Source organism: Streptomyces sp. NPDC053079 (genome assembly GCF_044546695.1).
Classification (GTDB): Bacteria; Actinomycetota; Actinomycetes; order Streptomycetales; family Streptomycetaceae; genus Streptomyces.
The window spans coordinates 616,313-640,309 of the sequence record NZ_JBITZJ010000004.1 but is presented as its reverse complement, the minus strand read 5'-3'; the positions used below and the strand labels follow the sequence as shown (position 1 = coordinate 640,309).

Genomic DNA, 23,997 nt, shown 5'->3' with positions numbered 1-23,997 from the left:
GGACGGCTCCACTGGAGTCCGTCCGGCGCCTGAGGGCGTGTCAGCCCTGGCTAGTCCTGTTTCTTGCGGCGGGTGCCGAAGACGATCTCGTCCCAGCTCGGGACCGCGGCGCGGCGGCCGGGGCGGACGCCGTCCGCTTCGGCCTGGCGATCGGTGGTGCCGATCAGGCGGTCGCGGTGGCCGGCCACCGAGCGTGGCATGAGCACATCGGCGTACGCGGACCCCGCACTGGCGGCCGGGGCCGGCGGTTCCACGGAATCCGCTTCCTCGCCGGGCGTGTCGGAGGCCGGCGAGGGGATCGGAGCCGTGGTGGCGCTCTCCGGTACGACCATGTCGCCCCGGAAGCTGGGTACCGCCTCGAGCAGGCTCGTCAGCGAGTCCCGCTCCTTGGCGGGCTCCTCCGCCGGCGCTTCGTCGGAGGACGCCTCCGGATCGGTGGAGGGGGCGGACGTCTGCCGCTCCCGGTCCAGGGTGCGGTCCAGCGGCCGGTCGCGCGGCAGCCGGGCGATGCGCGGCACGAACGGGAAGCTCGGCTCGGGCGTCTCGTCGGTCTCGCCGATGAGGGCCCGCGCCTCGTCGTCCAGCGCCTGAACGATCCGGCGCGGCGGGTCGTAGGTCCAGCTGGCCGCGCGCGGCTCGCCGGAGGCGCGGTAGACGAGCAGGACCTCCCACGTGCCGTCGTCGCGGCGCCAGGAGTCCCACTGGGCGCTGTCCTTGTCGGCACCGCGCAGCAGGAGCCGCTCTCCCACGGCCTCGCCGAGCGGCGGGCCGGTGTTCTCGCCGGGCCGGCGTACGGGTGTCTTACGGGCCCGCTCCGCCATGAAGGCGCGCTCGGCGAGGACGGGGCCCTCGAAGCGCCGGACCCGTTCCACGGGAATGCCCGCGAGCTGCGCGACTTCCTCCGCCGACGCACCGGCCCGGATACGGGCCTGGATGTCGCGGGGGCGGAGGTGGCTCTCCACTTCGATCTCGATCTGGCCGAGACGCGCACGGTCGTTGCGCACGGCGGCACGCAGCCGCTCGTCGATGGGAAGCGTGTACTCCGTGCTGTCCGCAGCCTTGAGCACCAGCCGTGTGCCGTCGTTGGAGACTGCCACGACACGCAGTTCGGGCATGGGGACCTCCCGGGTGGTGCCTGCCGACGTCACCTGCGTCGCTGCTTCCGCTAGTCGAGTGTGGCCTGCCCGGGTAGCAGCCTGCCACAACATTGCCGAGTTGACGGGGCCAGAGCCGCCCGAGCCCCTCCCGTTGGGTCCGGTTCGTTCCGGGCGGTCCGGACGGGATATTGGGGCCAGGGCTCGTCACAGTACTCCATTCGGGCCACTGGGGGTGGATCGGCGCGCCAGCGAAGTTCACGTGCGACAAGGGAGTTGAAATGCGCCCCTTGTGGCGGAGCGCCTACCCGTGGGTGGCGAGGTTCACACAATCGCCGGATCCGGAACTGTTCGTTAGGCTCGAATGTCTCTTCTGGCTACAAGAGGTACTGAAGGGACCAACAGGGGCTGGAGATGGACGACAAACCCGAAAGTGAGGCAAAACCCCAGGGCAAGCGGCTCGACCTGAGCGTCGCACAAGTGGCCGGTAGCGCACTGGCGGCGGTGGTCGCCGCGCTGCTCGCGGGCAAACTCGGTGTATACGGCACGGTCATCGGTGCCGGTGTCGTCAGCGTCGTGGCCACCACGGGTGGCACAGTTTTTCAACACCTGTTCAAACGTACGGGTGAGCAGCTCCGCGATGTCACGCTGCCGCCGGAGACCGGATCGCGCCGGGTTCCCGTGCGGGACACGGCCGACACGACGCGCGTGCTGCCGAAGGCCCAGGACCGCACGCAACTGCTGCACCAGGCGCCACATCCGGGAGCAAACCCGGCGCAATCTGAGGCGCACGCCGGTGCGTACACCGGCGCACCTGATCACGCGCACTTCCACGGGTACTCCGAGGACTACACGACCGGCACGACCCACGGCACCCGGCTGCGCGGCTGGAAGCGCCCGTTGCTGGCGGCCGGCGCCGTCTTCGCGCTGGCGATGGGCACGGTGACCGCCGTGGAGCTGGTCTCCGGCTCCAGCGCGGACGGCAGCAAGGACGGGACGACCGTCAGCCGGCTGTTCCAGCCGCAGAAGCAGGAGCAGAAGCGGGACCCGGATCCCTCGCACGTGCCGGACCCCGGCCGTTCCCAGGGCGGCGCCGGGCAGGAGACGGACGGAAGCGACGGTCCGTCGCCGTCCCCGGGCGCGTCGCAGGGCGGCGGTACGGGCAAGCAGTCGCCGAATCCCTCGACCTCCCCGTCCTCCGGCAGCGGTTCCTCGCCCTCGCCCGCCCCGTCGAACCCCACCCCCGGCGCGTCGCCGGGCGGCAAGGGCCAGGACGACGGCAAGGGCACCACCACCGGCGGCCAGGGCGCGGGCGGCACCACGGGCGGCCAGTCCACCCCGCCGCCGCAGGGCCAGAACGCGGCGGCGGGCACGAGCGCGGGCACCGCCGCCGGCACGACCGCCTAAGGGCCGGCCGGCGCCGGCCTCACTCGCCGAGGACGCGCCGCACGTAGTCGTTGGTGAACACGCGGTGCGGGTCCAGCCGGTCCCGCACCGCGAGGAACTCCGCGAAGCGCGGATAGACACCGGCCAGATATGCCGCGTCGCGGCTGTGCAGCTTCCCCCAGTGCGGCCGGCCGCCGTGGGCCGTCATGATCTGCTCGGCCGCGGTGAAATACGCCCGGTGCGGCGTCCCCCTGTACATGTGTACGGCCAGATAGGCGGTGTCCCGCCCGGCGGCCGTCGACAGCGGGATGTCGTCCGCCGGAGCCGTCCGCACCTCCACGGGAAAGGCGATCCGCAGCCGCTTGCGCTCGATCACCGCCCGCAGCTCCCGCAGCGCCGCCATCGCCGCCTCGCGCGGCAGCGCGTACTCCATCTCCAGGAAGCGGACCCGGCGCGGGCTGGTGAAGACCTTGTACGGGACGTCGGTGTACGTACGGGCCGACAGGGCGCGTGCGGCGAGGGCGGCGATGCCCGGGACGGCGGCCGGGACGGCCCGGCCCAGCGCACAGGCGGCCCCGAAGACGCCGTTGGACAGGAGCTCGTCCTCCACCCAGGCGCCGATGCGGCCGTTCGGCACGGCGGGGCCGGCGCTGCGGTTGTTGCGCTTGGTGGTGCAGCTTTCCGTATGCGGAAACCAGTAGAACTCGAAGTGCTCGTTCTCGGCGACGAGCTGGTCGAACTCCGCCGTCACCCGGCCGAGCGGCATCGGTTCCTCCCGCGCCCGCAGCAGGAACTCCGGCTCCACCGCGAAGGTGATCGCGGTGATCACGCCCAGCGCGCCGAGGCCGACCCGGGCCGCCGCGAAGACCTCCGGGTTCTCCCGGGCCGAGCACGTCAGCACCGAGCCGTCGGCCGTCACCAGCTCCAGGCCGGTGATCTGGGCGGCGATCGAGCCCGAGTCGCGGCCGGTGCCGTGGGTGCCGGTGCTCACGGCACCGGAGACCGTCTGCTCCATGATGTCGCCCATGTTCGTCAGCGACAGGCCGTGCGCCGACAGGGCCGTGTTGAGGTGCTTGAGCGTGGTGCCCGCCGCGACCGTGACGGTGCCGGCGGCCCGGTCGACCGCATGGATGCCGGTCAGTCGTTCGGGGCGTATCAGCAGCCCGTCCGTGACGGCCGTCGTCGTGAAGGAGTGACCGGTGCCGGCCGCCTTCACCTTCAGGCCGTCCGAGGCGGCCCGGCGGACCGCCTCCGCCAGCTCCCGTGCCGTGGCCGGTGCCACCGACCGCGCGGGCCGGGCGGTGACGTTGCCCGCCCAGTTACGCCACGCGCTGCTCGTTCTTGTCCTTGTCGTTGCGGTCATCTGTGCCGACCCCCACCCGCTCAGGCGCCGGCCGGAGCCGGCGGTACCCGAGGAACGCGCCGGCGGCCGCGAGCCCACCCGCCACGCCGGGCACCGCGTACCCCGCCGCGGCGCCGGCGGCGTCCACCACCCAGCCGGCGGCCGACGAGCCGAGCGCCACTCCGACCGCGAGCCCGGTGCTCGTCCAGGTCATGCCCTCGGTCAGCTTCGCGCGCGGTACGTACTGCTCGACGAGGGCCATCGTCGTGACCATCGTCGGCGCGATGGACAGGCCCGCGACAAAGAGAGCCACGGCCAGGAACGGCAGGTTCCCGACCAGTTGGAGGGGGATCATACTCACGGCCATCGCACACACGCCCAGAACCCAGCGCCGGGCCGGGTCGCCCTTCAGATGCAGCAGGCCGAAGACCGCCCCCGCCAGGCAGGAGCCCAGCGCGTACACCGCGAGCACCAGGCTCGCCGCGGCCTTGTGCCCCTCCTCCTCGGCGAAGGCCACGGTCACCACCTCGATCGAGCCGAAGAGGGCGCCGGTGGCCACGAAGACCCCCACCAGGACCTGCAGCCCCGGCGAACGCAGCGCCGAGCCGCCCGTGTGCTCGGCGCGCGGATGGGGCGTGGGCTCGGTGGCGCGCTGGGCGGTCAGCCAGTAGACGCCGGCCGCGAGGAAGCAGGCGGCCAGCAGGGGGCCCGCCTCGGGGAACCACGCCGTCGACAGACCGATCGACAGGATCGGCCCCACGATGAAGACCACCTCGTCGATCACGGACTCGGCGGAGTACGCGGTGTGCAGCTCGCGCGGGGAGCCCCCGTAGATCGCCGCCCACCGGGCCCGCACCATGGAGCCCACGCTCGGCACGCAGCCCGCCCCCGCCGAGAAGACGAACAGCGTCCAGTCCGGCCACCGCTGCTGCGCGCTCACCAGTAGTCCGGCCACCGCCACGAGCGCGATCGCCGTCGCGGGGCGCAGCACGCGGCGCTGTCCCAGCCGGTCGACCAGCCGGGAGACCTGCGGACCGCAGACGGCCGCGGAGAGCGCCATCGTCGCGGAGAGCGCGCCCGCCAGGCCGTACCGCCCGGTCAGCTGCGAGACCATCGTGACGATGCCGATGCCCATCATCGACAGCGGCAGCCGGCCGAGGAAGCCCGCCGCGGCGAAGCCCTTGCTGCCGGGGGCGGCGAATATCGCGGTGTAGGGACTGGACAAAGACGGCTCCCAGGAGGCTTGGGACGGGGGGACGGGACGAGGGTGCCGTAAGGGATGTAGGTGGCCGATACAGATTACGTCCGGACCTTCGTTCGATGCACTCGCATTTCCCGCTGTCAGCGCCGGGTGGCAGGATCGGAGCCATGTCGGATCAGCCAGCCCACGCCCCCTATGACGCCCTGCTGTTGCTCTCCTTCGGCGGGCCCGAGGGACCGGACGACGTCGTCCCGTTCCTGGAGAATGTGACCCGTGGCCGCGGCATTCCCCGCGAGCGGCTCAAGGAGGTCGGGCAGCACTACTTCCTCTTCGGCGGCGTCAGCCCCATCAACGACCAGAACCGCGCGCTCCTGAGCGCCCTGCGCGAGGACTTCGCCGCCCAGGGCATGGACCTGCCGGTCTACTGGGGCAACCGCAACTGGGCGCCGTACCTGACCGACACCCTGCGCCGGCTGGTCGCCGACGGACACCGCCGCGTCCTCACCCTGGCCACCAGCGCCTACGCCTCCTACTCCGGCTGCCGGCAGTACCGGGAGAACCTCGCGGACGCGCTGGCCGCGCTCCAGGCGGAGGGGCTGCCGCTGCCGCGCGTCGACAAGCTGCGGCATTACTTCAACCACCCCGGGTTCGTGCGGCCCATGGTCGAGGCGACGCTGGCCGCGCTGGAGCGGCTGCCCGAGGAGGCCCGGGCCGGGGCGCACCTGGCCTTCACCACGCACTCCATCCCGACGGCCGCCGCGGACGCCTCCGGCCCCGTCGAGGACCACGGCGACGGCGGGGCGTACGTCGCCGAGCACCTGGAGGTGGCCCGGCTCGTCGCCGACGCGGTGCGCGAGGAGACCGGCGCCGACCGGCCCTGGAGCCTGGTCTACCAGTCGCGCAGCGGCGCCCCGCACATCCCCTGGCTCGAACCCGACATCTGCGACCACCTGGAAGCCGTCCACGGCGAGGGCGCGCCGGGCGTGGTGATGGTGCCGATCGGTTTCGTCTCGGACCACATGGAGGTCAAGTACGACCTCGACACCGAGGCCACGGCCAGGGCCGCCGAGATCGGCCTGCCCGTGGCCCGGGCCGCCACGGTCGGGGCGGACCCGCGCTTCGCCGCCGCCGTGCGCGAGCTGGTCCTGGAGCGGGCCGCGAGCGAGCGCGGGGAGCTGCCCGAGCGCTGCGCGCTGGGCGCCCTTGGGCCCTCCCACGACCTCTGCCCCGTCGGCTGCTGCCCGGCCCGGGCGCCGCGCCCGGCCGCCGCGGGCGCCGACAGTCCGTACGCGTAAGGAGCACCAGCACCGTGAGCGACACCCTGAAGGCCGAACTCCTGGCCGTGGCCCTCGAGGCCGCGGGCCGCGCCGGCACCCTGCTCAGGAACGGCCGCCCGGCCGACCTGGGCGTGGCCGCCACCAAGACCAGCCCCATCGACGTCGTGACCGAGATGGACATCGCCGCCGAGAAGCTGATCACGGAATTCCTCGCGGAGAGGCGCCCGCAGGACGGGCTGCTGGGCGAGGAGGGCGCGCAGAGCGAGGGCACCAGCGGGATCCGGTGGGTGATCGACCCGCTCGACGGGACGGTCAACTACCTCTACGGCCTGCCGTCCTGGGCCGTGTCCATCGCCGCCGAGATCGACGGCGAGGCGGTCGTCGGCGTCGTCGCGGCGCCGGTGCGCGGCGAGACGTACCGGGCGGTGCGCGGCGAGGGCGCCTTCGTCGGCGACCGGCGGCTGCGCTGCCGGCCCGCGCCCGCCTTCGAGCAGGCCCTGCTCGGCACCGGCTTCGGCTATCTGACCGACAGGCGGGCCGCGCAGGCCGAGGTGCTGCGGTCGCTGCTGCCCGAGGTACGGGACATCCGGCGCGGCGGCTCCGCCGCGATCGACCTGTGCGACGTGGCCTGCGGCCGGCTGGACGCTTACTACGAGCGGGGGCTCAACCCCTGGGACTTCGCGGCCGGCACGCTGATCGCCCGCGAGGCGGGGGCGATGACGGGCGGGCGCCCGGGCGAGCCGGCCTCCGGCGAGCTCACGGTCGCGGCCCCCGCCGGGCTCTTCGAGCCGTTGCAGGAGCGGCTGGAGGCGCTGGGGGCCTGGCACGACTAGCCGGGGGAGGGAAATCGCCGGACGCCGGGCGGCTGGGTGGGCAGCCGTCCGGCGTCCGGGTGTGGGGCGGGGCCCCGGTTCGTGGGGGGATCAGGCGGCGCTGATCGGTACGCCGTGTTCGGCGGCCAGGCGGTGAAGATCCTCCAGCTCCGCCTGTTCGACGTCGGCGAGGTAGTCGTCGCCCGTTCGGCGGGCGTGGTCGAGGTCGGACCGGGTGCTCTCTATGCGCTGCAGGATGCCTGCTGTGAACGCGTCCATGGTGCTGCGCCCCCTCGTCGTGGATAGGCGGCACGGGGGTGTGCCACGGCGAAAACGATCACGTGCGTGGGTATCCGCGTACGCCGATGCGTACGGAGAAGCGTGATCGCGGGTGTGCAGACGTCTTCCCCACCCTTCTCCGGGCGGAAACCTGCGATCACCGAGCAATCCGGAATCCCTTCCCATCCTGGCCGCCGGACACCCCTTACGGCCGGTTTATCGACATCCGAGGCAGGATGGAGTGACCCACCGGGGTCATCGAAGCTGCCCACAAGGGCTCAAAAGGAAGGACCAGCGCCGTGCGCGTACTCGTCGTCGAGGACGAGCAGCTGCTCGCAGACGCCGTAGCCACCGGACTGCGCCGGGAGGCCATGGCCGTCGACGTCGTGTACGACGGGGCCGCCGCCCTGGAGCGCATCGCCGTCAACGACTACGACGTCATCGTGCTCGACCGTGACCTGCCGGTCGTCCATGGCGACGACGTCTGCCGCAAGGTCGTCGAGCTGGGCATCCCCACCCGCGTGCTGATGCTGACCGCCTCCGGCGACGTCAGCGACCGCGTGGAGGGCCTGGAGCTCGGGGCCGACGACTACCTCCCCAAGCCGTTCGCGTTCACCGAGCTGACCGCGCGCGTACGGGCCCTGGGCCGGCGCACGACCGTCGCCCTGCCGCCCGTCCTGGAGCGGGCCGGCATCAAGCTGGACCCCAACCGCCGAGAGGTGTTCCGCGACGGGCGCGAGGTGCAGCTGGCACCCAAGGAGTTCGCGGTGCTGGAGGTGCTGATGCGCAGCGAGGGCGCCGTGGTCTCCGCGGAGCAGCTGCTGGAGAAGGCCTGGGACGAGAACACCGACCCCTTCACCAACGTCGTCCGCGTCACCGTGATGACGCTGCGCCGCAAGCTCGGGGAGCCCCCTGTGATCGTCACCGTTCCCGGCTCCGGATACCGGATCTGACCCGCGATGGCACCCTCCCCCGCCACCCCCGCGCCCCCCACGCCCCCGCAGTCCGGGTCCCGGCAGGACGCCACCCCGCCGAAGCCCACCTGGGACCCCCGCCAGCCGGTCGTACGCCCGTTCCCGTGGCTGCGCCCGACCATCCGCATACGGCTCACCCTGCTCTACGGCGGGATGTTCCTGATGGCCGGCGTCCTGCTGCTGACGATCATCTATCTGCTGGCGGCCCACGCGCTGAGCGTCGGCAGCGAGCCTCTGATCAAGCTGGTCAACGGCAGCCAGGTCCAGGTGACCCGCAACACCTGCCCCGAGCTGAAGAGCCCCGGCCTCACCGCCGAGCAGGCCAACGGCATCCTCGAGGCCTGCATGCGCGACCAGCGCGCCGAGGCCCTGGGGTCCCTGCTGCGCCGCTCGCTGCTGGCGCTGCTCGGGCTCGCCGTGATCGCGTTCGCCTTCGGCTACGCCATGGCGGGCCGGGTCCTCTCGCCGCTGGGCAAGATCACCCGCACCGCCCGCCGCGTCGCCGGCACGGACCTGACCCGGCGCATCGAACTGGGCGGGCCGGACGACGAGTTGAAGGAGCTCTCGGACACCTTCGACGAGATGCTCGACCGGCTGGAGCGGGCCTTCACCGCGCAGCAGCGCTTCGTGGCCAACGCCTCGCACGAGCTGCGCACCCCGCTCGCGATCAACCGGACGCTGCTGGAGGTCCATCTTTCGGACCCCGGGGTCTCCCCGGAGCTCCAGCAGCTGGGCAAGACCCTGCTGGCCACCAACGAGCGCAGTGAGCAGCTCGTGGAGGGCCTGCTGCTGCTGGCGCGCAGCGACAACGAGATCGTGGACCGCAAGCCCGTGGACCTCGCCGAGGTGGCCTCCCAGGCCCTGGACCAGGCCCGTACGGAGGCGCAGGGCAAGGGCGTGGAGCTGCGCGGCACCCGCCAGCCCGCGGTCGTCCAGGGCAACGGCGTGCTGCTGGAGCGCATCGCGCTGAACCTGGTGCAGAACGCCGTGCGCTACAACACTCCGGACGGCTGGGTGGAGGTGACGACCCAGGCACAGCCGGGACAGGCGGTGCTGGTGGTGGAGAACACCGGCCCGGTCGTCCCCGCCTACGAGCTGGACAACATCTTCGAGCCGTTCCGCCGGCTGCGTACGGAGCGTACGGGCAGCGACAAGGGCGTGGGCCTGGGCCTGTCCATCGTGCGCTCGGTGGCCCGCGCGCACGGCGGACGGATCACCGCGGAGCCCCGTGAAGGGGGCGGCCTGGTCATGCGGGTGGTCCTGCCGACCTGAGCCGGTCCGGGAGTCTGCGAGAATGGGTCGGCCACTGGTTCGCTTTGGGCGGAATTTTCCCGTTCCGACCGACGCTGTGGTCGTGTGTGTTCAGTCACATACGCAGACTTCCGGCCATCTACTCTCCGTGACCGAAAGAGCTTCGGGAACGCCTGAAAAATGGGGGTTTCCGGGGGTCCTGATCACGGGAAGTACACGAGATGGTGCGGCCGCACCCGGCTTTCCGGCCGTGTACGGTCCCGATCGCCACCCATCCCGATCACCTCTTCAGGTGTGCGGTTGGGTGTCGATTGAGTAACAGACCTTGATGTGAGGCAAAATCTCCGCCTCGGGTCGGGCACAAGTCCGGCCTCTCACGCGTTACGTGCGCTGGAGACACCGCAGACACCCAGAGGGGGAGAGCGACATGGCAACGGACTACGACACCCCACGCAAGACCGATGATGATGTCAACGAGGACAGCATCGAAGAACTGAAGGCCCGGCGGAACGACAAGTCGACCTCGTCGGTAGACGTCGACGACTTCGAGGCCGCTGAGGGCATGGAGCTGCCCGGCGCGGACCTCTCCAACGAGGAGCTGGCCGTCCGGGTCCTGCCCAAGCAGGCCGACGAGTTCACCTGCATGAGCTGCTTCCTCGTACACCACCGCAGCCAGCTGGCCGGAGAGAAGAACGGTCAGCCGGTCTGCCGCGACTGCGAGTGAGGCGAGGGTCTGCCATGGCAGGCTCGACCCCGTTCCGGAAGCGGCGTTCCCGGCAGCCCGACCTGACCACCGGGCCTGCCGAGGGCGCACCTGGCGGCTCCGCCGGGGCCGACGTCGACCCGAGCATCGAGCGAGGCCGTAAGGCCTCGCTCGCGGCCGTGGTCGGCCGCGGCGCGCAGAAGGTGAGGATGGGCGGCCGGGGCGCGCGGGCGGGACTGACCGCCGTCGCCGACCGGATCATCGCGAACGCCCCGCGCATCCCGGTGCGCGATCTCGCGACCCTGCGCGTCCAGTTCCCCGGCCTCGGCCCGGAGGAGCTGGCCGACAAGCTGGTGGCCGGTGCCGTCTACGGCACGTCCACCGTGGGCGCCGGCATCGGCGCGGCGGCGATGCTGCCCGTGCCGCCCGCCATGCCCGCGGAGCTGGCGGCGGAGGTCATCGGCGTCGCCGCCGTGGAGTTCAAACTGATCGCCGAGCTGCACGAGGTCTACGGCGTCCCCGCGCCCGGGTCCGTGCGCCAGCGGGCCACCGCCTACCTCGGCGCGTGGGCCGACGAGCGGGGCATCGACGTCACGTCCCCCCTGACGGTCAACGCCGCCCTCGGCGGCCAGCTCAGGCGCGAGCTGCGGCAGCAGGTCCTCAAGCGCACGTTCCGCAGTCTGCCCAACGTCGCGCCCTTCATGATCGGCGCGGCCGTCGGCGCGGCGATGAACCGCCGCGACACCAAGCGGCTCGCCGCGAAGGTCCGCAAGGACCTGCGCAAGCACCAGGTGCCCTGGGACGAGTCGGGCCTGGGTCTCGCCTAGGTCAGGCCCGTACGGCCGTCAGAGCGGCCGCCAGGCGCTCGGGGGAGCGCGTGGAGAGGTAGAGGTAGGGAGTCGGGTCCGCCGGGTCCGTGACCTCGATGCGCACCGCCGTGGGCACGTACCCGCGCAGCAGCATGAACGCGCGAGTGTCGGCCTTGTGTGTGCGCCAGGCGCGGGCCTCCTCGGCGTCCAGGACCTCGGGCACCCCCAGCGCGGCCACGGGGATCCTCGCGTCCCCCGCCACGAGCGAGTCGCCCACCACCCGGATCCGCACCGCACCGTACGAACTGACCGCGACGGCCGCGAGCACCCCGCCGCCGGCCAGGCCGCCGAGCATCGGCAGCGTGCCCAGGGGCAGCAGGATCAGCGCCATGGCGATACCGGCGAGAACCGCGATGAACCACCAGGAACGGGGCGCGGTCAGGCGTTCTTCGTAAGGCTGCATACGCACAAGCTTGGCACGGACAGGACCGGGTGCCGTCGGCGCGGGTAAGGTCAGCCCCTGTGAGTGGACGAACGACAGCGCTGACACCGCCGGCCGACGCCGGGCCCCCGGTGCGGCACCCCGAAGCGCCCGCGCCCGGCGAGATCATCGGGTCGCACTACGAGTACTGCTTCGGCTGCGGCGGCGGCGTGCCGCACGGGCTGCACCTGCAGACGCGGGCCGGCGAGGGCGTGAGCGTCACCGCCGAGTTCCAGGTCAAGGAGGCCCACCAGGGCGCCCCCGGCCTGGCGCACGGAGGCGTGCTGGCCACGGCCCTGGACGAGACGCTGGGCGGGCTGGGCTGGCTCCTGCGGGTGATCGCGGTGACCGGCCGGCTGGAGACGGACTTCCTGCGTCCGGTGCCGGTGGGCACGGTGCTGCACCTGACCGCGGAGGCCGTCGCGGTGCACGGTCGCAAGATCTACTGCACGGCCACGGGACGGATCGGCGGCCCGGACGGGCCCGTCGCCGTCCACGCGGAGGCCGTCTTCATCGAGGTCAAGGTCGAGCACTTCATCGAGAACGGCCGCAAGGAAGAGATCCAGGCGGTACTCGCCGATCCCGACCAGGTCAGGGTCGCCCGTGCCTTCGAGGTGAACCCGTGAGCGCAGCAATGAGCAGGAGTACGCAGTGAGCCGTCAGCCCGTCGACGTCCTGATCCGCCGGGTCGACCCCGAGGTGGCCATTCCCTCGTACGGGCACCCCGGTGACGCGGGCTGCGACCTGGTCACGACCGAGGCCGCCGAGCTGGCGCCCGGCGAGCGGATGGTGCTGCCCACCGGCATCTCGATCGCCCTGCCCGACGGGTACGCCGCGTTCGTGCACCCCCGCTCCGGCCTCGCCGCCCGCTGCGGAGTGTCCATGGTCAACGCCCCGGGCACCATCGATGCCGGGTACCGTGGAGAGATCAAGGTGATTGTGGTCAATCTGGACCCGCGCGAAAGCGTTCGGTTCGAGAGGTTCGACCGCATCGCCCAGTTGGTTGTACAGCAGGTCGAGAAGGTTCGCTTCCACGAGGTGGCGGAGCTTCCCGGCTCGGCGCGGGCCGAAGGGGGCTTCGGGTCCACCGGTGGCCACGCTGCCGTGGGGAATGGATTCGCTTCGGTCGCCTGCGACCGGGAAGGACAGTGACGTGTTCGGTCGTCGCCGCAAGCGCAGCGAGGACGTTGTCGATCATGATCGTATCGATGACGTGACCTCCGATGAGTTGGCCGAGGACGCCCTCGCCAACGAGGACGCACATGCCTCCGCGGCCGAGAGCAGGATCCGGCTGGAGCCGGAGCCGCGCCCCGACGGGCCGTGGGACATCTCCGAGGTCATGGAGCCCGGCGACGGCCGGGTGGACCTCGGCGGGCTGTACGTCCCCGGTGTCGAGGGCATGGAGCTGCGGGTCGAGGTCGCCGGGGACGCGATCGTCGCCGCGACCGTGGTGCTGCGCGACAGCGCCGTGCAGCTGCAGGCGTTCGCCGCGCCCAAGCGCGAAGGCATCTGGGTCGAGGTCCGTGAGGAGATCGCCGGCGGCATCACCCAGCAGGGCGGTGTCGTGGACGAGGTCGAGGGCCCGCTCGGCTGGGAGCTGCGGGCCCAGGTGCCCGTGGCGCTGCCGGACGGCACCCAGGGCGTGCAGCTGGTGCGCTTCGTCGGTTGTGACGGTCCGCGCTGGTTCCTGCGCGGTGTCATCTCCGGCCAGGGCGCGGTGCAGCCGCAGACCGCCGGGCTGCTGGAGCAGATCTTCCGCGACACGGTCGTCGTGCGCGGGGAGTCCCCGATGGCTCCGCGCGACCCGATCGTGCTGAAGCTGCCGGAGGACGCCCAGATGGTCGCCGAGGGGCTGCAGCAGGAGGAGCAGGGCTCGCGCTTCGCCGGTGGCGTGGACCGCCTCCAGCGCGGTCCGGAGATCACCGAGGTGCGCTGAGCCAGGTCTGCCGCACGGCGCCGGAACGGGCCGCCGCGCGGCCGGAAGAGGCCGTTTCGCTGGGCCGGAACCCGAAGTACGGGTTCCGGCCCAGCGGCGTTTTCGCAGGTCCGGGAGGTACGCGTATGGATCTCGTCAAGGGCGCGCTAATGGCCGTAAGGGAGGCGTCAACGGACTTCGAACCGATCGGTATTCGCTGTTTCCTCTAGAGGTCCGTTCATCCGAACCTCTCTAGGAGCACACGATGGCCGATGTGGCCTTCGTCGTCACCACGATCGCGGTCTTCGCGCTGGTGGCTCTCGTCGCCAAGGGGGTGACGAAGCTGTGACCGCCGAGAACATCGTCGGCCTGCTCGTCGCCGTCGCCCTCCTGGGCTACCTGATCCTCGCCCTTGTCTTCCCGGAGAGGTTCTGAGTACAGACATGAGCCCCGTTCTCTCCGGAGTCCTCCAGCTCACCGCGGTCGTCGCGGCGCTGGCGCTGGTCTACCGCCCGCTGGGCGACTACATGGCCGGCGTCTACAGCTCCGACAAGCACCTGCGCGCCGAGAAGTGGATCTACCGCCTCATCGGCGCCGACCCCGGCGCCGGGATGCGCTGGCCCGCCTATCTGCGCGGCGTCCTCGCCTTCTCCGCCGTCTCGCTCCTCTTCCTCTACCTGCTGCAGCGAATCCAGGGCGTCCTGCCCGACTCCCTGTCGCTGGGCTTCACGGCGATCAGCCCCGACCAGGCGTTCAACACCGCCGCGTCGTTCGTCGCCAACACCAACTGGCAGTCGTACTCCGGCGAGCAGGCCATGGGCCACGCCGTGCAGACGCTCGGCCTCGCCGTGCAGAACTTCGTCTCGGCCGCCGTGGGCATGGCCGTCGCCATCGCGCTCGTCCGGGGCTTCGCCCGCTCGCGCACCGGCGACCTCGGCAACTTCTGGGCGGACCTGGTGCGCGGCACCGTCCGCATCCTGATCCCGATCTCCGTCGTCGGCGCGCTCGTCCTGGTCGCCTGCGGCGCCATCCAGAACTTCGCCGGCATCCACGAGATCGGGCAGCTCACGGGCGGCACCCAGCAGGTCAACGGCGGCGCCGTGGCCTCGCAGGAGGTCATCAAGGAGCTCGGCACCAACGGCGGCGGCTACTTCAACGCCAACTCCGCCCACCCGTTCGAGAACCCCAACGCCTTCACCAACCTCTTCGAGATCTTCCTGATCCTCGTCATCCCCTTCTCGCTGACCCGCACGTTCGGCAGGCTCGTCGGCAACGTCAAGCAGGGCTACGCGATCCTGGCCACCATGGGCCTGATCTGGCTCGCGTTCACCGCGCTGATGATGTGGACCGAGTACGCCCACCACGGCGCGGCGCTCGAGGCGGCCGGCGGGGCGATGGAGGGCAAGGAACAGCGCTTCGGCGTCGGGGCGTCCGCGATCTTCGCGACCACGACGACGCTGACCTCCACCGGCGCGGTGGACTCCTTCCACTCCTCCTTCACCGGCCTCGGCGGCGGCATCACCCTGCTCGGCATGATGCTGGGCGAGATCGCGCCCGGCGGCGTCGGCTCCGGCCTCTACGGCATGCTCGTCATGGCGATCATCGCCGTCTTCATCGCGGGCCTGATGGTCGGCCGTACGCCCGAGTACCTCGGCAAGAAGATCGGTACCCGCGAGATCAAGCTCGCCGCGTGCTACATCCTCATCACCCCGACCCTGGTGCTGGGCTTCACCGCGCTGTCCATGGCGCTGTCCTCGCCGCCGGAGTCGATCCTCAACACCGCGGGCAACTCCGTGGACAGCAGCGGGGCGCACGGCTTCTCCGAGGTGCTCTACGCGTTCACCTCCGGCGCCAACAACAACGGCTCCGCCTTCGCCGGCCTCAACGCCAACACCCCCTGGTACAACACCACCATCGGCCTCGCCATGCTCCTCGGCCGCTTCCTGCCGATGGTCTTCGTCCTGGCGCTGGCCGGCTCGCTCGCCGAGCAGAAGCCCGTGCCCGAGACCGCGGGCACCCTGCGCACGGAGAAGCCGCTCTTCGCGGGGCTGCTCGTCGGCGCGATCCTCATCATCACCGGCTTGACCTACTTCCCGGCCCTGGCCCTTGGCCCGATGGCGGAGGGACTTTCATGAGCACCACCACCCCCGTACGTACCGCCCCCGACGAGCCCCAGGACGAGCGTCCGCACGGCTCCGAGGAGTCCGGCCGCGTCTCCGGTGGCCTCTTCGACCCGGCGCAGCTGCTGAAGTCGCTGCCCGACGCGTTCCGCAAGCTCGATCCCCGGGTGATGGTCAAGGCCCCGGTGATGTTCGTGGTCCTGGTCGGCTCGGTGGCCACCACCGTGCTGGCGCTGAAGGACCCGGGCGACTGGTTCGGCTGGGCGATCACGGTCTGGCTCTGGCTGACCGTCCTGTTCGCCAACCTCGCCGAGGCCGTCGCCGAGGGCCGCGGCAAGGCCCAGGCCGACACGCTGCGCAAGGCCAAGACCGACACGGTGGCGCGCCGTCTGAACGGTGACACCGAGGAGTCGGTGGCCGGCACCGAGCTGCGCGTGGGTGACCTCGTCGTGTGCGAGGCCGGCGACATCATCCCGGGCGACGGCGACGTCGTCGAGGGCGTGGCCTCCGTCGACGAGTCCGCGATCACGGGCGAATCGGCGCCGGTCATCCGCGAGTCGGGCGGTGACCGCTCGGCGGTCACCGGCGGCACCAAGGTCCTCTCCGACCGCATCGTCATCAAGATCACGACGAAGCCGGGCGAGACCTTCATCGACCGCATGATCAACCTCGTCGAGGGCGCCGCCCGGCAGAAGACGCCGAACGAGATAGCCCTCAACATCCTGCTGGCCTCGCTCACCATCGTCTTCCTGCTGGCCGTCGTCACCCTCCAGCCCTTCGCGATCTACGCGAAGGCGGAGCAGACGATGATCGTGCTCGCCGCCCTGCTGGTCTGCCTCATCCCGACGACCATCGGCGCGCTGCTCTCCGCGATCGGCATCGCGGGCATGGACCGTCTCGTGCAGCGCAACGTCCTGGCGATGTCCGGGCGCGCGGTGGAGGCCGCGGGCGACGTCTCGACGCTGCTGCTCGACAAGACCGGCACCATCACCTACGGCAACCGCCAGGCGGCGGAGTTCGTACCCGTCGAGGGCGTCACGGCCGCCGAGGTCGCGGACGCAGCCCAGCTCTCGTCGCTCGCCGACGAGACGCCCGAGGGCCGCTCGATCGTCGTCCTCGCCACGGGCAAGTACGGCCTGGCCGAGCGTCACCGGAGCGAGCTGGTGGGCGCCGAGTGGGTGCCCTTCACGGCCCAGACCCGTATGTCGGGCGTGGACGTGGACGGCGAGAAGGTCCGCAAGGGCGCGACCGGTTCGGTCATCGCCTGGGTGGAGGAGCGCGGCGGCCGCGTCGCCGAGGACGCCCGGACGCTGACCGACGAGATCTCCCAGGCCGGTGGCACGCCGCTGCTCGTAGCCCGGGAGGACGAGAAGGGCGCGCGCGTCCTGGGTGTCATCCACCTCAAGGACGTCGTCAAGGAGGGCATGCGGGAGCGGTTCGAGGAGCTGCGCCGCATGGGCATCAAGACCGTCATGATCACGGGTGACAACCCGCTGACGGCCGCCGCCATCGCGGAGGAGGCCGGCGTCGACGACTTCCTCGCCGAGGCCACCCCCGAGGACAAGATGGCCCTCATCAAGCGGGAGCAGGCCGGCGGCAAGCTCGTCGCGATGACGGGCGACGGTACGAACGACGCCCCCGCGCTCGCCCAGGCGGACGTCGGCGTGGCCATGAACACCGGTACCTCGGCCGCCAAGGAGGCCGGGAACATGGTGGACCTGGACTCCGACCCCACCAAGCTCATCGAGATCGTCGAGATCGGCAAGCAGCTGCTCATCACGCGCGGCGCGCTGACCACCTTCTCGATCGCCAACGACGTCGCGAAGTACTTCGCCATCATCCCGGCGATGTTCGCGGTGGCCTACCCGGGCCTGGACAAGCTCAACATCATGAGCCTGACGTCCCCGGAGTCGGCGATCCTCTCGGCGGTCATCTTCAACGCGCTGATCATCGTGGCCCTGGTGCCGCTCGCCCTCAAGGGCGTGCGCTACCGCCCGATGAGCGCGGACGCCATGCTCCGCCGCAACCTCCTGATCTACGGACTGGGCGGCCTGATCTCCCCGTTCATCGGCATCAAGATCATCGACATGCTCATCTCCCTCATCCCTGGCATCGGGTGACGTCACCATGAACAACTCCGTACACAGCACGGTCCGCCTGCTGGGCGCCGGGCTCCGCGCCCTGCTCGTCCTCACGGTGGTCTGCGGGGTGATCTACCCGCTGGTCGTCACCGGCATCGCCCAGGCGGCCTTCCACGACAAGGCCAACGGCTCGGAGATCAAGGCGGGCGGCAGGTCCGTCGGCTCCGAGCGGCTCGGCCAGAGCTACGACCTGGAGGGGAAGGACAAGGACGGCAACCCGCTGCCCGACCCGAAGTACTTCCAGCCGCGCGCTTCGGCGGCCGGCGCCAACACCGAGAACACGCGGTACAAGCTGCTGGTCTCCGGCGCCTCCAACCTCTCCGCCGACAGCAAGGTGCTGCTGGAGAACGTCGGCAAGCGCCGCGCGGACGTGGCCGCCTTCAACGGCGTCTCCCCGTCCTCGGTCCCGGTGGACGCCCTGACGGCCTCCGCCTCGGGCGTCGACCCGGACATCTCGCCGGAGTACGCCCGCCTGCAGGCCGGGCGCGTGGCGAAGGCGAACGGCCTGCCGCGGGACACGGTGGCCAAGCTGGTCGAGCAGCACGTCGACGGCCGCGTCCTGGGCTTCATGGGCGAGGAGCGCGTCAACGTCCTCAAGCTGAACATCGCGCTGAAGAAGCTCGCCAAGGGCTGACCGCGTACGGTTCCGCGCCGGTGGGACGGGCATATGCCCGTCCCACCGGCGATTTCGCGTGCCGGACGGCGGCCGGAGGGGGCACTCTGGGGGCGTGGTCACCTTGCCTCAGCAACCTCATCCCCCGTCACCCGCCGCACATATGGTCCTATTCGGCGACGACGGGCTCGTGCACCGGCCCGCGGCGGAGCTCTCCGGCGTGTACGGGGAGCAGGTCACGCTCGTCGTGCCGCCGGCGCGCGACGGCCGCCGCCGCCCGGCCGCCGCGACGGGCCGGGCCGCCGCGCTGCTCGGGCGGGTGACGGGCGCCGTCGGACGCGGGGCGAACGGCGGTGGGGTGAACGGCGGCGGGGCCCACGGCGGGGGACTGGGCGGAACGCCGGCCACCGGATCGGTGCGCGTCCTGGAAGCGGCCGAGCCCGACGACGCGGCCCTGGCCGAGGCGGGCATCGAGCGGGCCGCGGCGCTGGCCCTCGTCTACGACGACGACGAGACCAACATCCACGCCGCCCTGCGCGCCCGCCGCCTCAACCCGCGCCTGCGGCTGGTCATCCGCCTCTACAACCGCCGGCTCGGCCAGTACCTCGAGGAACTCCTCGACCAGGCCGCCCTGGTGGGCGACGCCGACGCGAGCACCACCGTCCTCTCCGACGCCGACACCGCCGCCCCGGCGCTGGTGGCCGCGGCCGTCGCCGGCACCAGCAAGGTCATCGAGGCCGGCGGGCTGCTGTTACGGGCGGCCGAGCGCCCCGCGCCGGGCCCCGGCGGGAGTGCCGCGCCCGCCGGCTGCACCCTCGCGCTGCTCTCCGACGGCGACGGGCCCGACCTGCTGCCCGGCGAGCAGGAGGCACGCCACGCCGTGACGCGGGGCCGGATCGTGCTGGAGACCGTGCGCTACCCGGGAGCGGTGCGGCCCTCCACGTCCCGGCTGGCGGCCGCCCGCAGCCTGCCGCTGGGGTCCTTCTTCTCGCGGCGGCTGCGCTGGGCGCTGGCGGGGCTGGCGGCAGCCGTGCTGGGGCTGGCGGTGGCCTCGTGGCTGGTGGTCGAGGAGAGCAGCGCACAGCACGCGGTGTACCTGTCCCTGCTGGACCTCTTCGCCATCAACGACCCCGCCAAGGAGGAGTCGTTGGGCCGCAAGGTCCTCCAACTCCTCTCCGGCCTCGTGGGGCTGTTGCTGCTGCCGCTGCTGCTGGCCGCCGCGCTGGAGGGGCTGGGGACCTTCCGGTCCGCCTCCGCGCTGCGTCGCCCGCCGCGCGGCCTGTCCGGGCACGTGGTGCTGCTGGGGCTGGGCAAGATCGGGGCGCGGGTGCTGACGAGGCTGCGCGAACTGGGCATCCCCGTGGTGTGCGTGGAGCGCGACCCGCAGGCCCGCGGCATCGCCCTGGCCCGTTCGCTGCGCGTGCCGACCGTCATCGGCGATGTGACGGAGGAGGGCGTGCTCGAGGCCGCGAAGATCGGCGACAGCCGCACCCTGCTGGCCCTCACCAGCAGCGACACCACGAATCTGGAGGCCGCCCTGTACGCGCGGGCCGTCAAGCCGGACGTCCGGGTGGTCATGCGGCTGTACGAGGACCGGTTCGCCCGCGCCGTCTACCGCACCCTGCGCGACTCCCACCCCCAGGCGCTGACCCGCAGCCGAAGCGTTTCCTCACTGGCCGCCCCCGCCTTCGCCGGGGCCATGGTGGGCCGCACGATCCTGGGCGCTATCCCGGTGGAGCGCAGGGTGCTGCTGATCGCCGCCCTGGAGGCCGAGGGCCATCCGGAGCTGGAGGGCCGTACGGCGACGGAGGCGTCCGTGCCGGGGGAGTGGCGGGTGCTGGCGCTGGAACCGTACGGCGACGGCCGTCGTACCGACGGGGGCGAGCCGCGGCCCGTGCCGGTGTGGGACCTGCCCGCCGGGTACGTCCTGGGCGCCGGGGACCGCGTGGTGGTGGCCGCGACGCGCCAGGGGCTCGCGGACCTGCTGGGCCGGCGGTCCCGGCCGCGCACGGACGCCCGGTAGGCGGCCGCACGCCTCAGCCTCCGTGCCGGGAACGGCCGTTGGGCCGGCCTCGCCTCGGGGACGGCACGCATACCGGGGCGGGCCGGCATCCGCCAGCCCGCGCTCACCACACGTCGCCCGGACGCCAGTCGCAGGCGATCTCGGCGTCCAGGTCGAGCCGCACGCCCGCCACGGGCATCACGTAGACGCAGCCGTCCTCCTCCGGCGTGCGCTCGATCCCCGTCGGGGCGAGCACCGCCGACGGGCCGCGCCACAGCTGCCAGCCGCGGCCCCGGTACAGCGGCACCGCCTCGTCGGAGGCGCCGAGCGCGCCCAGCTCGTAGCCGCCGTGGCGCAGGACGTGCTCCAGCGCCGCCATGACCGCCGAGCCGTGGCCCTGGCGGCGGCGGTCGGCGCGTACGGCCACGGCCTCCACGTAACCGGTGCGCAGCGCCCGCCCGTCGTGCAGCAAGCGGCGCTGGACGAGCGAGCCGTGGGCGATCACGTCGTCGCCGTCCACGACGATCGCGTGGACGCCGCCCACCGTGTGGTCCCAGTCCTCGTCCGAGAAGTCGCCGTCGAACGCGTCGTCCAGGAGGGCGCGGACGGCGGCCAGCTCGGCCCCGGTGAGCTCAAACGTGTGGGCCGTGCGCACTACGGTCATGGTGGCGTCCTCGCGTCAGGGCGGTGTCAGGAAAACGGGCCGCGTCATTGTGCCCGCGACGCCGGGCGGCTTGCATGGCAATTTCGGCGCGGGCCCCCGGGGAGGGCCCGGTCACCGGCCGGAGCGCCACGGCTCCGGTCACGGCCGCAGGCGTCAGAGCTGCGTCAATACCTGACGCCTGACCGCTCCTCGCCCGTTATGTCCAGATCCTTGGCCGTAAGGTCGACCTACGCGGCGGTGCTGCACCTCAGGACGGAGAACCGGCCCGAACACCGTCGCGACTCGTGAAAGACAATGGGGCCATGGGACGCGGCAACCTTCGGATCTATCTCGGCGCGGCGCCGGGCGTCGGCAAGACGTACTCCATGCTCTCCGAGGCCCACCGACGGGTGGAGCGCGGCACCGACGTGGTCGTGGGGTTCGTGGAGCACCACGGCCGCCCGCGCACCGAGGTCATGCTGCACGGCCTGGAGCAGGTGCCCCGACGGGAGATCGCCTACCGGGACTCCACTTTCACCGAGATGGACGTGGACGCGGTCCTGGCCCGCCGGCCGCGCGTCGCCATCGTGGACGAACTGGCCCACACCAACGTCCCCGGCTCCCGCAACACCAAGCGCTGGCAGGACGTCGAGGAGCTGTTGCAGGCGGGCATCGACGTCATCTCGACCGTCAACATCCAGCACCTGGAGTCCCTGGGTGACGTGGTCGAGTCGATAACCGGCGTACGGCAGCGCGAGACCGTGCCCGACGAGGTGGTGCGCCGCGCGGACCAGATCGAACTGGTCGACATGTCGCCACAGGCGCTGCGCCGCCGCATGGCGCACGGCAACATCTACAAGTCCGACAAGGTCGACGCCGCCCTCTCCAACTACTTCCGGCCCGGCAACCTGACCGCCCTGCGCGAGCTGGCCCTGCTGTGGACCGCCGACCGCGTCGACGAGTACCTGCGGCAGTACCGCACCGAGCACAGCGTCTCGACCATCTGGCACGCCCGCGAGCGCATCGTCGTCGGCCTCACCGGCGGCCCCGAGGGCCGCACACTCATCCGGCGGGCCGCACGCATGGCCGCCAAGGGCTCCGGCAGCGAGATCCTCGCCGTCTACATCGCCCGCAGCGACGGCCTGACCTCCGCCTCGCCCAAGGAGCTGGCCGTCCAGCGCACGCTGGTGGAGGACCTGGGCGGTACGTTCCACCACGTCATAGGCGACGACGTGCCCGCCTCGCTGCTGGAGTTCGCCCGCGGCGTCAACGCCAGCCAGATCGTGCTCGGCTCCAGCCGGCGCAAGACCTGGCAGTACATCTTCGGGCCGGGCGTGGGCGCCACCGTCGCCCGCGACTCCGGCCCCGACCTCGACGTGCACATCGTCACGCACGAAGAGGTCGCCAAGGGCCGCGGACTGCCCGTGGCCCGCGGCGCCCGGCTCGGCCGGGGCCGGATCGTGGCCGGCTGGGCGGTCGGCGTGCTCGTCCCCGTGCTGCTGAGCCTGCTGCTGACGCGGGTCGTCCCGCCGCTCGGGCTGGCCAACGACATGCTGATCTTCCTGTGCACGACGATCGTGGCGGCCCTGCTCGGCGGCGTGTGGCCCGCCCTGGCGTCGGCGGCCCTCGGCTCGCTCCTGCTGAACTACTTCTTCGTCGAGCCCGTCCACCAATGGACGATCACCGACACCAAGAACATCATCGCCATCGCGATATTCGTCTTCGTCGCGATCTCCGTGGCCTCCGTCGTCGACGTCGCGGCCCGCCGCACCCACCAGGCCGCCCGGCTGCGGGCGGAGTCGGAGATCCTCTCCTTCCTCGCGGGCAGCGTCCTGCGCGGCGAGACCAGCCTGGACGCCCTGCTGGAGCGGGTCCGCGAGACTTTCGGCATGGAGTCCGTGGCCCTGCTGGAGCGCGCCAGCGACGTCGACCCCTGGACCTGCGCCAGCTCCGTCGTGACCAGCACGGGCAAGCCGCTGCTGCGCCCCGAGGACGCCGACGTCGACATGCCGGTCGGCGACAACATGGCGCTCGCCCTCTCCGGCCGGGTGCTGCCCGCCGAGGACCGCCGCGTGCTGGCGGCCTTCGCCGCGCAGGCCGCGGTCGTCCTGGACCGCCAGCGGCTCGTCGGCGAGGCCGAGCAGGCCCGCGAGCTCGCCGAGGGCAACCGCATCCGCACCGCCCTGCTGGCCGCCGTCAGCCACGACCTGCGCACCCCGCTGGCCGGCATCAAGGCCTCCGTGACGTCCCTGCGCTCCGACGACGTCGCCTGGTCCGAGGAGGACGAGGCCGAGCTGCTGGCCGGCATCGAGGACGGCGCCGACCGGCTCGACCACCTGGTCGGCAACCTCCTGGACATGTCCCGCCTGCAGACCGGCACCGTCACCCCGCTGATCAGGGAGATCGACCTCGACGAGGTGGTCCCGATGGCGCTGGGCGGGGTCCCCGAGGGCAGCGTGAGCCTCGACATCCCCGAGACGCTGCCGATGGTGGCCGTCGACCCGGGCCTGCTCGAGCGCGGCGTCGCGAACATCGTCGAGAACGCCGTCAAGTACAACCCCGCCGGCGCCGCGCCCGTCCTCGTGGCCGCCAGCGCCCTCGGCGACCGTGTCGAGGTACGGGTGGCCGACCGGGGGCCCGGCGTCCCCGACAGCGCCAAGGACCGCATCTTCGAGCCCTTCCAGCGGTACGGCGACGCGCCGCGCGGCGCCGGGGTCGGGCTCGGCCTCGCGGTGGCGCGGGGCTTCGCCGAGGCCATGGGCGGCACGCTGGCCGCCGAGGACACCCCGGGCGGCGGCATGACCATGGTCCTCACGCTCCGGGCCGCCGCCGGCCGCCCGCCCGTGCGGGCGGACCTGCCGGCCCAGGCCACGACGTGACGCCTGCCGCCGCCGCACAGACCCCATCGGACCAGGATCCCGGGCCCCGTCGCGGGGCCCGCACGAACAGCAGAG

Annotated in this window: 22 protein-coding genes; 16 read left to right on the top strand and 6 right to left on the bottom strand. The window is 72.1% G+C overall.

Annotation, left to right across the window (positions count from 1 at the left end; translation table 11 throughout):
* Positions 1 to 50 precede the first annotated feature (50 nt).
* Positions 51 to 1,148 (bottom strand): septation protein SepH, encoded by a 1,098-nt coding sequence (sepH, locus tag ACIGXW_RS18510; RefSeq protein WP_360910686.1) that lies wholly within the window; start codon positions 1,146 to 1,148, stop codon positions 51 to 53.
* A 360-nt stretch (positions 1,149 to 1,508) separates the two neighbouring features.
* On the opposite strand from sepH, the gene ACIGXW_RS18505 reads away from it, so the two are divergent.
* Positions 1,509 to 2,501, top strand: a complete 993-nt coding sequence (locus tag ACIGXW_RS18505) for a hypothetical protein (protein ID WP_399573951.1) — start codon at positions 1,509 to 1,511, stop codon at positions 2,499 to 2,501.
* A 19-nt stretch (positions 2,502 to 2,520) separates the two neighbouring features.
* Here the strand turns inward: ACIGXW_RS18505 and ACIGXW_RS18500 are convergent, their stop codons facing one another.
* On the bottom strand, positions 2,521 to 3,843 hold the full coding sequence (locus tag ACIGXW_RS18500; protein ID WP_399573950.1) for a D-arabinono-1,4-lactone oxidase: 1,323 nt from the start codon (positions 3,841 to 3,843) through the stop codon (positions 2,521 to 2,523).
* Positions 3,800 to 5,047, bottom strand: coding sequence for an MFS transporter (locus tag ACIGXW_RS18495; RefSeq protein ID WP_399573949.1), 1,248 nt, complete (start codon positions 5,045 to 5,047; stop codon positions 3,800 to 3,802). Before ACIGXW_RS18495 ends, ACIGXW_RS18500 begins: the two co-directional genes overlap by 44 nt.
* Before the next feature lie 143 nt (positions 5,048 to 5,190).
* On the opposite strand from ACIGXW_RS18495, the gene ACIGXW_RS18490 reads away from it, so the two are divergent.
* Positions 5,191 to 6,318: a ferrochelatase gene (locus ACIGXW_RS18490; RefSeq protein ID WP_399573948.1), complete on the top strand. Its 1,128-nt coding sequence runs from the start codon at positions 5,191 to 5,193 to the stop codon at positions 6,316 to 6,318.
* 14 nt (positions 6,319 to 6,332) lie between these two features.
* Positions 6,333 to 7,133: an inositol monophosphatase family protein gene (locus tag ACIGXW_RS18485; RefSeq protein WP_071961698.1), complete on the top strand. Its 801-nt coding sequence runs from the start codon at positions 6,333 to 6,335 to the stop codon at positions 7,131 to 7,133.
* A 90-nt stretch (positions 7,134 to 7,223) separates the two neighbouring features.
* Here the strand turns inward: ACIGXW_RS18485 and ACIGXW_RS18480 are convergent, their stop codons facing one another.
* Positions 7,224 to 7,391, bottom strand: coding sequence for a hypothetical protein (locus ACIGXW_RS18480; protein WP_177337439.1), 168 nt, complete (start codon positions 7,389 to 7,391; stop codon positions 7,224 to 7,226).
* A gap of 299 nt (positions 7,392 to 7,690) precedes the next feature.
* Between ACIGXW_RS18480 and ACIGXW_RS18475 the strand changes: the two genes are divergently transcribed.
* From ACIGXW_RS18475 to ACIGXW_RS18460, 4 genes are all read left to right on the top strand, one after another.
* On the top strand, positions 7,691 to 8,344 hold the full coding sequence (locus ACIGXW_RS18475; RefSeq protein ID WP_071961699.1) for a response regulator transcription factor: 654 nt from the start codon (positions 7,691 to 7,693) through the stop codon (positions 8,342 to 8,344).
* 6 nt (positions 8,345 to 8,350) lie between these two features.
* Positions 8,351 to 9,637, top strand: a complete 1,287-nt coding sequence (locus ACIGXW_RS18470) for a sensor histidine kinase (protein WP_399573947.1) — start codon at positions 8,351 to 8,353, stop codon at positions 9,635 to 9,637.
* Positions 9,638 to 10,043: 406 nt separating this feature from the next.
* Positions 10,044 to 10,340: a DUF4193 domain-containing protein gene (locus ACIGXW_RS18465; protein ID WP_360910672.1), complete on the top strand. Its 297-nt coding sequence runs from the start codon at positions 10,044 to 10,046 to the stop codon at positions 10,338 to 10,340.
* Positions 10,341 to 10,354: 14 nt separating this feature from the next.
* Positions 10,355 to 11,146, top strand: a complete 792-nt coding sequence (locus ACIGXW_RS18460) for a hypothetical protein (protein ID WP_399573946.1) — start codon at positions 10,355 to 10,357, stop codon at positions 11,144 to 11,146.
* Between the two features lies 1 nt (position 11,147).
* Here ACIGXW_RS18460 and ACIGXW_RS18455 read toward each other — a convergent pair whose 3' ends face one another.
* On the bottom strand, positions 11,148 to 11,591 hold the full coding sequence (locus ACIGXW_RS18455; RefSeq protein WP_399573945.1) for a DUF3093 domain-containing protein: 444 nt from the start codon (positions 11,589 to 11,591) through the stop codon (positions 11,148 to 11,150).
* A gap of 59 nt (positions 11,592 to 11,650) precedes the next feature.
* On the opposite strand from ACIGXW_RS18455, the gene ACIGXW_RS18450 reads away from it, so the two are divergent.
* From ACIGXW_RS18450 to ACIGXW_RS18415, 8 genes are all read left to right on the top strand, one after another.
* The gene (locus tag ACIGXW_RS18450) at positions 11,651 to 12,235 is read left to right on the top strand and encodes a PaaI family thioesterase (protein ID WP_399573944.1); all 585 of its coding nucleotides are present in this window, start codon (positions 11,651 to 11,653) and stop codon (positions 12,233 to 12,235) included.
* A 25-nt stretch (positions 12,236 to 12,260) separates the two neighbouring features.
* On the top strand, positions 12,261 to 12,761 hold the full coding sequence (gene dut / locus ACIGXW_RS18445) for a dUTP diphosphatase (RefSeq protein WP_360910664.1): 501 nt from the start codon (positions 12,261 to 12,263) through the stop codon (positions 12,759 to 12,761).
* A 1-nt stretch (position 12,762) separates the two neighbouring features.
* Positions 12,763 to 13,545 carry a DUF3710 domain-containing protein gene (locus tag ACIGXW_RS18440; protein ID WP_399573943.1) on the top strand — a complete coding sequence of 261 codons (783 nt, stop codon included), beginning with the start codon at positions 12,763 to 12,765 and terminating at the stop codon, positions 13,543 to 13,545.
* Positions 13,546 to 13,869: 324 nt separating this feature from the next.
* Positions 13,870 to 13,959: a K(+)-transporting ATPase subunit F gene (gene kdpF, locus ACIGXW_RS18435; RefSeq protein ID WP_071961700.1), complete on the top strand. Its 90-nt coding sequence runs from the start codon at positions 13,870 to 13,872 to the stop codon at positions 13,957 to 13,959.
* A gap of 8 nt (positions 13,960 to 13,967) precedes the next feature.
* Entirely contained in the window at positions 13,968 to 15,659 is a 1,692-nt protein-coding gene (gene kdpA, locus ACIGXW_RS18430; RefSeq protein ID WP_399573942.1) for a potassium-transporting ATPase subunit KdpA, read from the top strand.
* The gene (gene kdpB, locus ACIGXW_RS18425) at positions 15,656 to 17,764 is read left to right on the top strand and encodes a potassium-transporting ATPase subunit KdpB (protein ID WP_399573941.1); all 2,109 of its coding nucleotides are present in this window, start codon (positions 15,656 to 15,658) and stop codon (positions 17,762 to 17,764) included. The genes kdpA and kdpB overlap by 4 nt, the downstream gene beginning before the upstream one ends.
* A 7-nt stretch (positions 17,765 to 17,771) precedes the next feature.
* Positions 17,772 to 18,419, top strand: coding sequence for a K(+)-transporting ATPase subunit C (gene kdpC, locus ACIGXW_RS18420; RefSeq protein ID WP_399573940.1), 648 nt, complete (start codon positions 17,772 to 17,774; stop codon positions 18,417 to 18,419).
* Between the two features lie 142 nt (positions 18,420 to 18,561).
* Positions 18,562 to 20,421, top strand: a complete 1,860-nt coding sequence (locus ACIGXW_RS18415) for an NAD-binding protein (RefSeq protein ID WP_399573939.1) — start codon at positions 18,562 to 18,564, stop codon at positions 20,419 to 20,421.
* 103 nt (positions 20,422 to 20,524) lie between these two features.
* Here the strand turns inward: ACIGXW_RS18415 and ACIGXW_RS18410 are convergent, their stop codons facing one another.
* Positions 20,525 to 21,064, bottom strand: coding sequence for a GNAT family N-acetyltransferase (locus tag ACIGXW_RS18410; RefSeq protein WP_399573938.1), 540 nt, complete (start codon positions 21,062 to 21,064; stop codon positions 20,525 to 20,527).
* Positions 21,065 to 21,366: 302 nt separating this feature from the next.
* On the opposite strand from ACIGXW_RS18410, the gene ACIGXW_RS18405 reads away from it, so the two are divergent.
* Positions 21,367 to 23,922, top strand: coding sequence for a DUF4118 domain-containing protein (locus ACIGXW_RS18405; RefSeq protein WP_399573937.1), 2,556 nt, complete (start codon positions 21,367 to 21,369; stop codon positions 23,920 to 23,922).
* The last annotated feature ends 75 nt before the right edge of the window (positions 23,923 to 23,997 follow it).

Excerpts from the sequence above, each read along its gene's own strand:
- ACIGXW_RS18455 (WP_399573945.1), bottom strand. The coding sequence starts at position 11,591 with ATGCAGCCTTACGAAGAACGCCTGACCGCGCCCCGTTCCTGGTGGTTC.
- ACIGXW_RS18460 (WP_399573946.1), top strand. The coding sequence starts at position 10,355 with ATGGCAGGCTCGACCCCGTTCCGGAAGCGGCGTTCCCGGCAGCCCGAC.
- ACIGXW_RS18405 (WP_399573937.1), top strand. The coding sequence starts at position 21,367 with ATGGGACGCGGCAACCTTCGGATCTATCTCGGCGCGGCGCCGGGCGTC.
- ACIGXW_RS18470 (WP_399573947.1), top strand. The coding sequence starts at position 8,351 with ATGGCACCCTCCCCCGCCACCCCCGCGCCCCCCACGCCCCCGCAGTCC.
- ACIGXW_RS18415 (WP_399573939.1), top strand. The coding sequence starts at position 18,562 with ATGGTCCTATTCGGCGACGACGGGCTCGTGCACCGGCCCGCGGCGGAG.
- kdpB (WP_399573941.1), top strand. The coding sequence starts at position 15,656 with ATGAGCACCACCACCCCCGTACGTACCGCCCCCGACGAGCCCCAGGAC.
- ACIGXW_RS18410 (WP_399573938.1), bottom strand. The coding sequence starts at position 21,064 with ATGACCGTAGTGCGCACGGCCCACACGTTTGAGCTCACCGGGGCCGAG.
- kdpC (WP_399573940.1), top strand. The coding sequence starts at position 17,772 with ATGAACAACTCCGTACACAGCACGGTCCGCCTGCTGGGCGCCGGGCTC.
- ACIGXW_RS18465 (WP_360910672.1), top strand. The coding sequence starts at position 10,044 with ATGGCAACGGACTACGACACCCCACGCAAGACCGATGATGATGTCAAC.
- kdpA (WP_399573942.1), top strand. The coding sequence starts at position 13,968 with ATGAGCCCCGTTCTCTCCGGAGTCCTCCAGCTCACCGCGGTCGTCGCG.
- ACIGXW_RS18480 (WP_177337439.1), bottom strand. The coding sequence starts at position 7,391 with ATGGACGCGTTCACAGCAGGCATCCTGCAGCGCATAGAGAGCACCCGG.
- ACIGXW_RS18490 (WP_399573948.1), top strand. The coding sequence starts at position 5,191 with ATGTCGGATCAGCCAGCCCACGCCCCCTATGACGCCCTGCTGTTGCTC.
- ACIGXW_RS18500 (WP_399573950.1), bottom strand. The coding sequence starts at position 3,843 with ATGACCGCAACGACAAGGACAAGAACGAGCAGCGCGTGGCGTAACTGG.
- ACIGXW_RS18505 (WP_399573951.1), top strand. The coding sequence starts at position 1,509 with ATGGACGACAAACCCGAAAGTGAGGCAAAACCCCAGGGCAAGCGGCTC.